Origin of the sequence: Aeromonas rivuli, from assembly GCF_000820045.1 — a bacterium.
In the GTDB taxonomy this organism is placed as follows: domain Bacteria; phylum Pseudomonadota; class Gammaproteobacteria; order Enterobacterales; family Aeromonadaceae; genus Aeromonas; species Aeromonas rivuli.
In genome coordinates this window covers 79756-92554 of the sequence record NZ_CDBJ01000100.1, presented here as the reverse complement: position 1 = coordinate 92554, position 12799 = coordinate 79756, and the positions used below count along the sequence as shown (strand labels likewise).

11 protein-coding genes are annotated in these 12799 nt (G+C 64.1%); 6 read left to right on the top strand and 5 right to left on the bottom strand.

Going from position 1 to position 12799, the window contains the following annotated elements; genetic code table 11:
* Positions 1 to 125: 125 nt before the first annotated feature.
* Positions 126 to 2597 (bottom strand): zinc/cadmium/mercury/lead-transporting ATPase, encoded by a 2472-nt coding sequence (locus tag BN1130_RS20230; RefSeq protein WP_042044239.1) that lies wholly within the window; start codon positions 2595 to 2597, stop codon positions 126 to 128.
* Between the two features lie 223 nt (positions 2598 to 2820).
* Between BN1130_RS20230 and tpx the strand changes: the two genes are divergently transcribed.
* The 3 genes from tpx to BN1130_RS20215 all read left to right on the top strand — a co-directional run bounded on the left by tpx (position 2821) and on the right by BN1130_RS20215 (position 6324).
* Complete coding sequence (tpx, locus tag BN1130_RS20225; RefSeq protein WP_042044238.1) at positions 2821 to 3321, top strand: thiol peroxidase; 501 nt, start codon at positions 2821 to 2823, stop codon at positions 3319 to 3321.
* 188 nt (positions 3322 to 3509) lie between these two features.
* On the top strand, positions 3510 to 4730 hold the full coding sequence (locus BN1130_RS20220) for a DEAD/DEAH box helicase (RefSeq protein WP_042044237.1): 1221 nt from the start codon (positions 3510 to 3512) through the stop codon (positions 4728 to 4730).
* A gap of 100 nt (positions 4731 to 4830) precedes the next feature.
* On the top strand, positions 4831 to 6324 hold the full coding sequence (locus tag BN1130_RS20215; protein ID WP_042044236.1) for an alkaline phosphatase D family protein: 1494 nt from the start codon (positions 4831 to 4833) through the stop codon (positions 6322 to 6324).
* Positions 6325 to 6373: 49 nt separating this feature from the next.
* On the opposite strand, the gene BN1130_RS20210 is transcribed toward BN1130_RS20215, so the two are convergent.
* From BN1130_RS20210 to BN1130_RS20195, 4 genes are all read right to left on the bottom strand, one after another.
* Positions 6374 to 7240 (bottom strand): CPBP family intramembrane glutamic endopeptidase, encoded by an 867-nt coding sequence (locus BN1130_RS20210; protein WP_084218273.1) that lies wholly within the window; start codon positions 7238 to 7240, stop codon positions 6374 to 6376.
* 106 nt (positions 7241 to 7346) lie between these two features.
* Positions 7347 to 7994 (bottom strand): DUF3047 domain-containing protein, encoded by a 648-nt coding sequence (locus BN1130_RS20205; protein ID WP_052448274.1) that lies wholly within the window; start codon positions 7992 to 7994, stop codon positions 7347 to 7349.
* 153 nt (positions 7995 to 8147) lie between these two features.
* Complete coding sequence (locus BN1130_RS20200; RefSeq protein ID WP_005905686.1) at positions 8148 to 8447, bottom strand: hypothetical protein; 300 nt, start codon at positions 8445 to 8447, stop codon at positions 8148 to 8150.
* 50 nt (positions 8448 to 8497) lie between these two features.
* On the bottom strand, positions 8498 to 8872 hold the full coding sequence (locus tag BN1130_RS20195; RefSeq protein WP_042044234.1) for a YacL family protein: 375 nt from the start codon (positions 8870 to 8872) through the stop codon (positions 8498 to 8500).
* 187 nt (positions 8873 to 9059) lie between these two features.
* Between BN1130_RS20195 and BN1130_RS20190 the strand changes: the two genes are divergently transcribed.
* The 3 genes from BN1130_RS20190 (at position 9060) to BN1130_RS20180 (ending at position 12707) form a co-directional block, all read left to right on the top strand.
* Positions 9060 to 10175: a sugar diacid recognition domain-containing protein gene (locus tag BN1130_RS20190; RefSeq protein WP_042044233.1), complete on the top strand. Its 1116-nt coding sequence runs from the start codon at positions 9060 to 9062 to the stop codon at positions 10173 to 10175.
* A gap of 126 nt (positions 10176 to 10301) precedes the next feature.
* Entirely contained in the window at positions 10302 to 11564 is a 1263-nt protein-coding gene (locus BN1130_RS20185) for a GntP family permease (RefSeq protein ID WP_042044232.1), read from the top strand.
* 9 nt (positions 11565 to 11573) lie between these two features.
* Positions 11574 to 12707, top strand: a complete 1134-nt coding sequence (locus BN1130_RS20180) for a glycerate kinase (RefSeq protein WP_042044231.1) — start codon at positions 11574 to 11576, stop codon at positions 12705 to 12707.
* Positions 12708 to 12799 lie beyond the last annotated feature (92 nt).

Here is a 12799-nt window from a genome sequence, read left to right as displayed (position 1 = left end):
AGGTGCCATGAGCTGGGGGCAGGGCGGTAGCGCCCTGCCACCTCAGAAAATAAAAGCCAGCCCGAGGGCTGGCTTTTTCATGTCCGGCATCTGCGGGGCAGTGCCGTGGCCGGTGATATTGCTGCTTAGCGCTTGCGCAGCAGGCGCAGGGCGTTGGCGGTGACCAGGGCGGTGGCGCCGGTATCGGCCAGCACCGCTATCCAGAGCCCGGTGATGCCGAGCAGGCTGGTGACCAGGAAGATGGCCTTGAGCCCCAGCGCCAGCGCTATGTTCTGGTGGATGTTGGCGAGCGCCGAACGCGACAGCCGGATCATGGCGGCGAGGCCGCCGAGCTGGTTGTGGGTCAGGGCCGCATCGGCGGTCTCCAGCGCCACGTCGGTGCCGCCCCCCATGGCGATGCCGATGCTGGCCCGCTTCATGGCGGGGGCGTCGTTGATGCCATCCCCTATCATGGCCACCTTGCGGGTCTTTGCGAGCCTGGCTATCTCCTCCACCTTGCCTTCGGGCAACAGGCTGGCGCGCCACTCCATGGCGAGCTCGCTGGCGATGGCCTCGGCGGCGTTGGGGTTATCCCCGGTCAGCATGATGTTCTGCAGCCCCAGCGCCCTGAGCTCCTGCAGTGCCGCGGCGGCCTCTGGCCGGATCTGGTCGCGCAGCGCCAGCAGGGCGACCGGTGTGGTGAGAGCAGTTCCCTCTCCCTCTGGGAGAGGGTGGGGTGAGGGTGCCTGACAGAGCACCACCACCGTCTTGCCCTGGCGCTCTAAGGCGGCGATCTGCTGGCTGATGGCCTCGCTGAGATCGGGGATCCGGCTCGGGGCCAGCAGCTGCCAGAGGACGCCGTCGATGCGCCCCTCTACCCCCATGCCGGGGAGGGCGCGCAGATCCCGGGCGTTGGCCAGGGTCAGCCCCTGCTCGCTTGCGGCAGCCACCACGGCGCGGGCCAGGGGATGGTGGGAACCCTGCTCTATGGCGGCGGCCAGGGCCAGCAGTTCGGCCTCCGGTCGGCCATCCAGGCTTGTCAGCTCGGTCAGCTGGGGCTTGCCCAGGGTCAGGGTGCCTGTCTTGTCAAAGGCGACAGTGTCTATATGGGCCAGTCGCTCCAGGGCCGCACCGCCCTTGATCAGGGCCCCCTGGCGGGTTGCCGCCGCCAGCGCCGAGGTAACCGCCGCCGGGGTGGAGATCACCAGGGCGCAGGGGCAGCCGATGAGCAGCAGCGCCAGGGCGCGGTAGATCCACTCGTCCCAGCCCTGGCCGAAGGCGAGCGGTGGCACTATCACCACCAGCAGGGCGACCAGCATCATGGCCGGGGTGTACCAGCGGCTGAAGCGGTCGATGAAGCGCTCTATGGGGGCGCGCTGGCTCTCGGCCTCCTCGATGAGGTGCAGGATGCGATCGATGGCGTTGTTGCCGGGTTCTGAGACCACCTCGAGGCGTAGCACCCTATCCGCCGCCAGGCTGCCGGCGGGCACCTTGTCGCCCTGGCGGCGCTCCACCGGGATGGACTCGCCGGTCAGGGCGCTCTCGTCAAAGGCGCCGAGGGGATCCAGCAAACGAGCGTCCGCAGGCAGGCGGGCACCGGGGGCGATTTCGATGATGTCGCCCGGGCGCAGCGCGTCGGCGGCCACCTCTTCCCGTATTTCACCTTCTGCGGTGGTACGAATGCGCAGCGCCTGGTCGGGCACCAGGGCCATCAGGGCGGTGACGCCGGCGCGGGCACGACCGGCGGCGTAGGCCTCCAGGTGTTCCCCCAGCATGAAGAGCAGCAGCACCATGGCCGCCTCGGCGGTCTCGCCGAGGAAGAGGGCGCCGAGCGCCGCCACCGTCATCAGGGTCTCGATGGCGAAGGGGGAGCCGCTCTTGGTCAAGGCCCAGGCCTTGCGGGCGACGGGCCAGAGCCCCCAAAGTGTCGCCAGGGTAAAGAGCGGCTGGCCAAACTGGGCCGGCAGCAGGGCCGCCACCAACATCAGGGAGGCCAGGGAGAGGGGTTGCCCATATTTGCCAAATAAGTTGCCGATCAGGGTCAGCAAGGGGCTGCGATGCTTGTCATCGGCGGCTTTTGTACTGGCCTCGCCCTTGAGCCGGAAGCCAGCGGCCAGCACGGCGGCGGTGACGGGGTCGGGGGAGAGGCCGGGGGCGAGATCCACCACCAGCTTCTCGGTGGCAAACAGCACTCGGGCCTGCTGCACGCCGGCCACCCGACCGACGGCGGTCTCTATCTTGCGGGCGCAGCTGGGGCAGTCCATGCCCAGCACCTGCCAGCTGTGGCGGCGACTGTTCTGGGTCGGCGAAGCCAGGGGCTCGGGGCTGTCGGCGACCGACTGATGATCATGACCAGCATGGTCGTTATGGTCATGAGCCGGCTGCGAGTCACAGCAACCCTGACTCTGACAACTTCCTCTGGGGGGCTCTTCATCCCCCGGTGATTCGTTTACCTCCTGCTCCTGATGGGCATGGGAGGCCGTACTGGCGCAGCAGCTGACCGGGGCCGCATTGTCGCAGCAGTGGCTGTCGTGCCCGTGTTCGTGTTGATGGGGGGCGGCCTTGCCGATGGCCTTGATGGGGGCGGCATGGGAATGGCTGCAGCAGGATTTGCTCATGATGAGTCCCTCTTGAGTGGATCCCGCCCCTGCGGGATCCCTTATGTCTGAGCCCAGTGTAAACCTTGGTGTTAAGTCCAAGGTCAAGCCCCTCTTTGCACCCTCTCAGCGGGACGGGCGAGACAGGGCGGCAACAAATCCCTCTTGTTAGCGGGTGTTTGTCCCCTGCCGCTGGGCCTATACTGGGAACCCTGGATCCCCCATCGATAATCAAGGACCTAACATGAGCAATACCGTCACCCTGCAAGGCAACCCCGTCTCCGTCTCCGGCCACTTCCCCGTTGCCGGTGAGCAGGCCAAGCCCTTCTCCCTGGTTGCTGGCGATCTGTCCGATGCGACCCTGGCGACCTTCGCCGGAAAGCGCAAGATCCTGAACATCTTCCCGAGCGTCGATACCCCGACCTGCGCCACCTCAGTGCGCAAGTTCAACGAGCAGGCCAGCGCCCTGAACAACACAGTGGTGCTGTGCATCTCCGCCGATCTGCCGTTCGCCCAGGCCCGTTTCTGCGGCGCCGAGGGTCTGGACAAGGTGGTGAACCTCTCCACCCTGCGTGGCGTCTCCTTCCTGCAGGACTACGGTGTTGCCTTCTCCTCCGGTCCCCTGGTGGGCCTGGCTGCCCGTGCCATCGTGGTGCTGGATGAAAACGACAAGGTGCTGCACAGCGAGCTGGTGGCCGAAGTGGCCGACGAGCCGAACTACGCCGCCGCCCTGGCCGCCCTGTAAGTTTCGTCTTGCCCTGATTGCCGACGGCCTGCTGATGCAGGCCGTTTTTATTGCGGGCGCCGTGGCCCTCAGGGTTGAGGTGAACAGACTGGCTGGCCCATATCCCCCCACTTCTTCTCACCGACCTTTTACTTATGGGGTCAGGCTGGCTAGACTTCGCCTCCCACTTCTTCCTGCCGCGTAGCCCCATGACCTTTAACGAACTCCACCTCGATCCCGCCCTGCTGGCCGCCTTGCCTGCCGAATTGCATACCCCGACCCGCATCCAGCAGCTTGCCATTCCGGCGGCGCTGAAGGGTCAGGATCTGCTGGCGCTGGCCCAGACCGGCAGCGGCAAGACACTGGCGTTCGGCCTGCCGCTGCTGCAACGGCTGGACTCGGCCTCCGATCGGGTACAGGGGCTGGTGCTGGTGCCGACCCGGGAGCTGGCGACCCAGGTGAGCGCCGCGCTGCAGGGCGGTGCCGAGGCGCTGGGGCTGCGTCTCCTGACCCTGTGCGGCGGCGTGGCCCAGGAGCAGCAACAGAGCGAGCTGGCCCTGGGGCCGCAACTGCTGGTGGCGACCCCGGGGCGACTGCGGGACTTGCTGGCCCAGCGGCTGCTGGGACTGAGCCACCTGCGCACCCTTGTGCTGGATGAGGCGGATCGCCTGCTGGAGATGGGCTTCTGGCCCGATATTCAGTGGCTGATGAACGCCATGCCGACCGAGCGGCAGAACCTGCTCTTCTCCGCCACCCTGCCAACCGAGCTCGAGACCCTGGCCACCGGCCTGCTGACGAACCCGGTGCGCATCGAGGCAACCCCCCTCAACAGCCTGGTGAGCGAGATCGAGGAGCGGCTCCATCTGGTCAACAAGAGCAGCAAGGTGCCGGCGCTGATCAGTTTGCTCAAGGAACAGGATTGGCCTCAGGTGCTGGTGTTTATCAGCGCGCGGGACGATGCCGACGCCGTGGCCAGAAAGCTCGCCAAGGCGGGCATAGCGGTGGCGGCCCTGCACGGGGAGAAGGATCAGGTGGTGCGGGAGCAGGCGCTTGCCGATTTCAAGGCGGGCAAGGTGCGGGTACTGGTGGCCACGGATCTGATGGCGCGCGGCATCCACGTGGAGGCGCTGCCTGTGGTGATCAACCTGGACCTGCCCGCCAATGCCCCCGTCTATGTGCATCGCATCGGCCGCACCGCCCGCGCCGGGCGCAAGGGGCTCGCCATGTCCCTGGTCTGCCACGGCGAGACCGAGACCCTCGCCGCCATCCGCACCCTGACCGGTCGTGAGCTGGCGCTGGCCGAGCTTGAAGGCTTCCCGGTGACCGACCAGCCTGCGAGCGGGGAAGGCAAGCGAGCCCCCAGGGACAAGCAGGCGAATCGCCGCACCGCCAACAAGCGCAGCGTCAAGCAGTTCAAGGGCAAGGCGTGATCGCCCCCTTCGCCGTCTGAGGTGGGGCGGCCCAGCTGGTCAGTATGAAAAGGGGTCTGTTTCGCTATGCTGCATGGGTGAAATCATGGAGGGATAAGCGATGACAACTTTGGTAATGGGCCCCCTGCTGGGGCTCGAATCCGACACACAATACAGCATCTGTTTTCTGGCGGGAGCGGAGTGCAAGGGGGCTGACGTCAGGGTCAATGGCAAGCTGCTGGCCGCCAGCAAGCAGGCGGATACCCCCAAAGGCGGCTTCTGGCGAGCGCTCTGGTCGGCCCCCGCCAAGGCCAAGACCAGCACCATAGGCTACGAGATCCTGCTGGACGGGGTGCCCGCCCAGGATCTGGCCGGGGCCAGCCAATGGCAGTTTCATCTGCCTGGCCTGAAGGATCAGGTGCTGATTGGCTATGCCTCCTGCAACGGTTTCTCCGACTTCAAGCTGCTCACCTCCACCCCCCAGCCCTACGCCATGTGGGACAAGCTTGCCGCCGAACACCAGGCGCACCCCTTCTCCCTGCTGCTGATGGGCGGCGATCAGGTCTATGCCGATTCCTTCTGGACCCAGGTGCCGACCCTGAAGGCCTGGAACGAGCTGGACAGAACCGAGAAGGTCAAACGCAAGGCGACCCGCACCATGGAGGAGCAGCTCGACCGTTTCTATTGCGAGCTCTACTGCAAGCAGTGGGGCCGCCCCGAGGTGGCGCGCATGCTGGCCCGGGTGCCCAATGCCATGATGTGGGACGATCACGACATCTTCGATGGCTGGGGCAGCTACCCCGCCGACTTGCAGGGCTGCGAGGTCTATCGCGCCATCTACGCCGCCGCCGCCAGGTATTTCCGGCTGTTCCAGCTGCGCTCCGGCGCCAATGGATCCTTGCTGGATCCGGCGGCCCTGAGTCACCACTCCTGGCGTCTGACATTCCGGGGTTACCAGATCCTGGCGCTGGACAACAGGGCAACCCGCACTCAAACCCAGGTGATGAGCCGGGGGCAGTGGGATCAGGTGAATAGCGCCCTGGCCGCCTGCAGCGAGGGGCACCTGCTGGTGATGGCGGGGGTGCCGGTGGTCTATCGGGACTTCTCCTTCACCGAGGCGGCGCTGGATGCCACCCCCTGGGAGGAGGAGCTGACCGACGATCTCAAGGATCACTGGCGCGCCAAGGCCCACGAGGGGGAGCGGGCCCGCCTCATCATGCGACTGCTGGACAACGCCCAGCAGCGGCGCAAGGCCGACAAGGGGGCGTCCAGAACCCTGATCCTGTCCGGGGATGTGCACGTGGGTTGCCTCGGGGTGATCCAGGACCGGCGGGTGGGCAAGGGGGTGATGAATGTGCACCAACTGGTCTCCTCCGGCATAGTGCATCCCTGCCCGACCCAGTTCCAGTGGATGGGGATCCTCGCCATGACCAATGACGACCCCGAGTATCTCGACGAGAGCCGGCTGATCCGCACCGAGCTTATCAAGCCGTTCGGTGCCCCCGTCTACCTGCGCACTCGCAACTTCGCCACCCTGCAGATGGGCAGCGATGGCAAGCTGTGGGCCAACTGGCATTGTGAAAATGGTCTGGCGGCCAGCTACCCGCTGGCCTGAGGGAGTGGAGGGGGTAAATAGGGCCGATTGGGGCCCTTTTTTTCATGGCTTAGCGACTGGCCAGGGGGTAGGTAAAGAGAGCCAGGTGGGCGAAGTTGAACAGGAAGTGGACTGCGATGGCGATGCTCAGGCGACCACTCCAGTGAAACGCCAAGCCGTAGCAGAGCCCGGCCAGGGTGGCGAAGCCGACCAGCAGCGGGCCGCCAGCCAGATGGGCCATGCCAAAGAGCCCGCTTGCGATCAGCAAGCCCGTCAAGGGGGTGAAGCGCTCACTCAGCCGCTGTTGCAGGCAGCCGCGAAACAGCGCCTCTTCCGAGACGCAAGTGAGCAGCAGATTATTGAGGGCAAACAGCCACCACCAGCTGGGCAGGCCCACCTCGGGTTTGAGGGCGCCCACTCCCCAGGCCGTCAATAGCAAGCCCGCAAGGGGAAGGGTGAGCAGGAGCAGCGGCCGCCAGCGTATCAGGCCTCCCGGCCCCAGCAGATCTCGCCAGGCGAGCAGCAGGCCGAACAGGGCCAGGGGCTTGTCCAGATTCAGATAGAGGCTAAAGGGGACGCTGGCCGGTCCCGCCTGCACCTTGTCCAACATCTTCAAATTGTCGAAGCCGGGGAGCTGGTGGAGCATGAGTGCCAATGCCCAGAGCAGCACCAGCCCCCGGGCGGCGGGGCGACAGGAGACGGGCAGGCGATGCAGGTTGCCCGCCAGAGTGAGTCCCATCACGACCAGACTGAGGGCGAGGGGGCTGAGTCGCCCCATCAGCAGGGCGGCCAACAGACAAAGTACGAGTAGCAGAGCGCCCGCGTGCCACTGCCTGGCCAGGGTGAGCCCTGTGCTGGCAGCCAGCAGGGCCCAGACAAGCATATCGATAGGGAGAGACAAATCCGGGCTCCGGCGCACTAAAAGGGCGCAGAGCATAGCAAGGGATGAAGTGGGAAGACAACAATGACTCCTTCTGCATCCGGGTGGCAAACGGATGGAAAAGGTGGGGTGAATGGCGTGGCGGTCGTCCGAGCTGGCCTGCCTATCTGGCCGAGAAGCGGATGTCTCCGTACCAGGCTTGGGCCAGGCCGCCCCCGTTGTCGCTGTCTGTCATGATGGCGATGGAGTCTATCTGGTCGATCGGCTCCCCCAGCAGACGGGCGAGGTCGGCGCGGACATCACGGCGGTAGCTGACCCATTGCCCCGCATGAGCCGGGCCGCTCTCCACGCTCAGCATGATGGCTTGCTCGGTGAAGGCATTGGGCCAATGACTGCCCAGGGGCTGATGGGCAGACCACACATAGTTGATGGCCTTGCTGGAGAGGCCGAACAGGCCGCGTTTGACCACCAGATAGAGGCGAGCCGGATAGTCATCCCCCGCCTTGCTGCGCTCGTCAGCATGCCCGTCGGCGACGGTGGCCACCTTCCAGCGCCAGCTCAGAATTGGGGTCTTGTTCAGATCGATGGTGTGATCCAGAAACTTGCCGGAGGCACTGCCATCGGCCTCGGCCCGCAGCACTATGCCTCCTGCTTCCTCGACGTCGCTGTAGCGGGTGTGCCCCTGAAACGATTTTTCGGGCCAGCCAATAAGGGGAGAGGGCAGGCCGTTCTCAACGATCAGGCTGGCGGCACCGGCGGTGGCCGAGAGGGTGCACAATATCAGGGCAAAACAGGGGGAAATACCGGGCATGGGGAACTCCTCTGGTGATCCTGGCAATCAACAACACAGAAACACAGACCGGGGCAGAGGGGTTTTGGTTACAGGGGGAGAGACAGGGGGCACGGCTGCCCATAAAAAAACCGGCCTGAGCCGGTCTTTTTATGGGTGAAGGCAGGGGGCGGCTTAGCGGCCGGACTCGGCAATCACACGGGCTATGATATCGGCCCGCTTGGTCGGCGCCAGCTCGCCCAGGGCGATGAGGCCCGCCTTGAAGATGACGTTCTTCGGCAGGCTGACATCGTCCAGGGTGGAGATGGCTTCGATATGCATGCCATTGAGGCGGCTGGCATCACGGGGGCTCAGGTTCACCTGGGTGTTCATGACCTGCTTGCCCTTCTTCTTGGCAGGAGCGGCAGGCTTCTTGCCACTCTCTTCCTGATCTTCTTCTTCCGGCAATTCGTCATCAAAATCGTAAATAGACATAGTCAATCCTGTTGGGTTGCGAAGGGCATGCTCGCCCTTGATCGGTTTGTTCAGCCCATATCTTCGTTACGGATAAAGGCGCGCCAGGAGCTGAGCACCTGGGCAAAATCTTCCAGCCCGCACATGGCCAGCTGTTCATCATCGTAGTAGGCCAGGTCGTCGAGATCCTCATCCAGCGCTATGTTGAGGACATTGGCCTTGACCTCGGCTTCCTCTATCGTCAGCAGCAGCGAGTAGTCGCCGCCCAGCATCTTGTACTCCATCAGGGTGCGATTGGAGAGCTGGTCGATGACGCCGAAGAGCTCGTCGAGCTTCTCTTCATCCTTGCCCACTTCGTCGATCAGCCACTGGCCTATGGCCTCATGGCCCATGGAGAAGCGGGCGCGATAGCCACCGAAGGGATCGCGTCGAAATTCATAGTCCATAAAAGAGGTTCTCGTCAGCTTGGCGCTCGGATGGAGACCAGACAGGAGCCCGAATTGGGACACCACCTCGAGGCTCACATCGAGTAAAGTGGCCTATTCTAGCGATCCCCCCCTCGCTTGTCTTGATGATGTGACAATGGATGCAGCCAGACCATCCTTCCGGGGGAGCCATCCACAGGAGCCTACCGTGCAATTGAATGAGCAGCTCGCCCGCCAGATCGTGACCCGGGCCATGAAAATTCTCTCTTTTTCCGTCAACGTCATGGACGAACAGGGCTTGATCATTGCCTCCGGTAACCCGGAGCGTCTGCATCAGCGCCATGAAGGGGCCGTGCTGGCCCTGACCGACAACAGGGTGGTGGAGATCAGCGAGGCGACCGCCCAGCAGCTCAAGGGGGTGAGGCCTGGCATCAACCTGCCCATCGCCTATCAGGGGGCGCTCATCGGTGTCATCGGTATCTCCGGTGACCCGGACATCGTTCGTGCTTATGCCGAGCTGGTGCGGATGACGGCTGAGCTGATCCTCGAACAGGCCGCCCTCACCGAGCAGCTGCAGTGGGACAAGCGCCACAAGGAGGAGCTGGTGCTGCAACTCATTCGGGGGGAGGGGCGGGTGGATCAGTTGCAACAGGCGGCCCATTTTCTCGCGCTGGACCTGGCCAAGCCGAGGGTGGTGGCCGTGTTGAGCCTGGAAGAGGCCGATCCTGCCCGGCTACGGGAGCTGGTGCAGCTGCTCGAATACCCGGAGCGGGACAACCTGGTGGCCATCAATGGTCTGGACGAGATAGTGGTGCTCAAGCCCGCTCAACTGAACGATGGGGTCTGGCAATCGAGTCAGGAGCGGACCCGCATCAAGCAGCTACTGGCGCGGATCCCGGACTTCAAGGTGCGCATCGGGGTGGGGGATTACTTCCCTGGCATCGAGGGTCTGGTGCTCTCCTACCAGACTGCCCGGGATACCCTGCGCCGGGGTCGCCGTCAGGCGCCGCGCAAGCAGGTCTACTTCTTCGAGGATTACCGCCTGCCGGTGCTGCTCGGTAGTCTGGCGGACTCCTGGCAGGCGACTCAGCTGCTGGCACCCCTGCGCACCCTGGCGAAACAGGACAGCAAGGGAGTCCTGCACAAGACGCTGCGCCAATATTTCTTGCAGGATTGTGATCTGCATCGTACTGCGGAATTGTTGTTCATTCATCCTAATACCCTGCGCTATCGGCTGACTCGGATTGAGCAGATAACAGGTTTAAATATCAACAAGTTAGATGATAAGTTTTTACTCTATCTCGGTTTCAGTCTCGGAGAGTGAATTTGTCGTAATGTACAAATAAGGCCAATGTAAAACCGTTGTCTTTGTCTTTTTTTACAAAGTATTTCCGGTTGATTTCCCGATAATGACGACACCTGAACCCCACACATAAAAAAGGTGCCTGTCATGATCCCAGTTACCGCCATCGGCGCCCTAGCGGCGCTCGCCATCGCCATCTTTCTCATCCTGAAGAGGGTCCCGCCCGCCTACGGCATGATAGTGGGAGCCCTGGCGGGGGGTCTGATCGGCGGCGCCGACCTGACCCAGACCGTCGCCCTGATGATAGGCGGCGCCCAGGGGATCACCACAGCGGTGATGCGCATCCTGGCCGCCGGTGTGCTGGCTGGCGTCCTGATTGAATCGGGGGCGGCTACCACCATCGCCGAAACCATCATCAAGAAACTGGGAGAGACCCGGGCCCTGCTGGCCCTGGCCCTGGCGACGCTGATCCTGACCGCGGTCGGCGTCTTCGTGGACGTTGCCGTCATCACCGTAGCGCCTATCGCGCTGGCCATTGCCCAGCGCGCCGACCTCTCCAAGCCAGCGATACTGCTCGCCATGATAGGCGGCGGCAAGGCGGGTAACGTCATGTCCCCCAATCCCAACGCCATCGCGGCGGCGGACGCCTTCCATCTGCCCCTGACCTCCGTCATGGCGGCTGGCATCATCCCCGGTATCTTCGGTCTGGTCATGGCCTACTGGCTGGCCAAGCGTCTGAACAACAAGGGTACCAAGGTCACCGCCGAGGAAGTGGTCAGCGTCGATCAGGCTGCTCTGCCCGGTTTTGCCGCCGCCATCAGTGCGCCCCTGGTGGCCATACTGCTGCTGGCCCTGCGTCCCGTGGCTGGCATAGTGGTGGATCCCCTCATCGCCCTGCCCCTGGGTGGCCTGGTAGGCGCCCTCATGATGGGTAAATTCAGCAAGGTGAACCAGTTTGCCGTCTCGGGTCTGGCCCGTATGGCACCTGTGGCCATCATGCTGCTCGGTACGGGTACCCTGGCAGGCATCATCGCCAACTCGGGGCTGAAGGATGTACTGATCAGCGGCCTGACTGCCTCGGGTCTGCCCTCCTACCTGCTGGCCCCCATCTCCGGTGCCCTGATGTCCCTGGCGACCGCCTCGACCACCGCCGGGACTGTGGTCGCCTCCAACGTCTTCAGTTCGACCCTGCTCGAACTCGGCATCAGTGGCTTGGCGGGTGCCGCCATGATCCACGCCGGTGCCACAGTGTTCGACCACATGCCCCATGGCTCCTTCTTCCATGCAACGGGCGGCAGCGTCCACATGGGCATCAGCGAGCGCTTGAAGCTTATCCCTTACGAAACGGCAGTCGGTTTGACCATTACAGTTGTCTCTACCCTGATGTTTGGCGTACTTGGTGTTGCCTAAGGAATTGATATGAAAATTGTAATTGCCCCTGACTCCTTCAAGGAAAGCCTGAGTGCCATGGAAGTGGCCGACGCCATCGAGGCGGGTTTCAAACAGGTGTTGCCCGATGCGACCTACGTCAAGCTGCCCATGGCCGATGGTGGCGAGGGCACGGTGCGTTCCCTAGTCGATGCCACCGACGGTCGCATAGTGACCGCCGAAGTGACGGCCCCGCTCGGTAACAGGGTCGAGGGATTCCTCGGCCTGCTGGGGGATGGCAAGCGCGCCGTCATCGAGATGGCAGCCGCTTCCGGCCTGCATCTGGTGGCGCCCGAGCAGCGCAACCCCCTGCTGACCTCCAGCTTCGGTACCGGTGAGTTGATCCTGGCCGCCCTGGATCTGGGGGTGACTCACCTCATCCTCGGCATAGGGGGCAGCGCCACCAATGATGGCGGCGCTGGCATGATCCAGGCGCTGGGCGGCAAGCTGCTCAAGGCGGACGGCAGCGCCATTGGCTTCGGGGGCGCCGCCCTCGCCGAGCTGGCGACGATCGACTTGAGTGGGCTGGATGCGCGTTTGGCGGATCTCACCATAGAGGTGGCCTGCGATGTGAACAACCCGCTCTGCGGTCCCAAGGGGGCCTCGGCCGTGTTTGGTCCCCAGAAGGGCGCCAACTACGAGATGGTGGTGCAACTGGACAACAACCTGAGCCACTACGCGGATTGCATCGAGGCGGCCCTGGGTTGCCAGGTGAAGGACATTCCGGGGGCCGGTGCCGCCGGTGGCATGGGCGCCGCGCTGGTGGGTCTGCTGGGCGCCGAGCTCAAGCCGGGCATCCAGATCGTCATAGAGGCCCTGGATCTGGCCAGCGTGCTGCAAGATGCGGATCTCGTCATCACCGGCGAGGGGCGCATCGACAGCCAGACCATACATGGCAAGACCCCCATGGGGGTGGCGCGCTGCGCCAAGCAGTTTGGCAAGCCGGTGATCGGCATCGCCGGTTGCCTGACCGATGACTGTGGCGTGGTCCACGCACATGGCATAGATGCCGTCTTCGCCGTGGTCAACCGGGCCATGTCGCTGCCGGAGGCACTGGAAACCGCCAGCACCAATCTGACGCTGACCTCCCGTAACGTGGCGGCTCTTTACCAACTGAAGCTCTGATCCCGTCGCCATATCTCCAGGTATGGCGCTTTTCAATGCCGGCCCCTGGCCGGCATCTTTTTATCCGCCCTTTCCCTTCTCAATCCCCCACG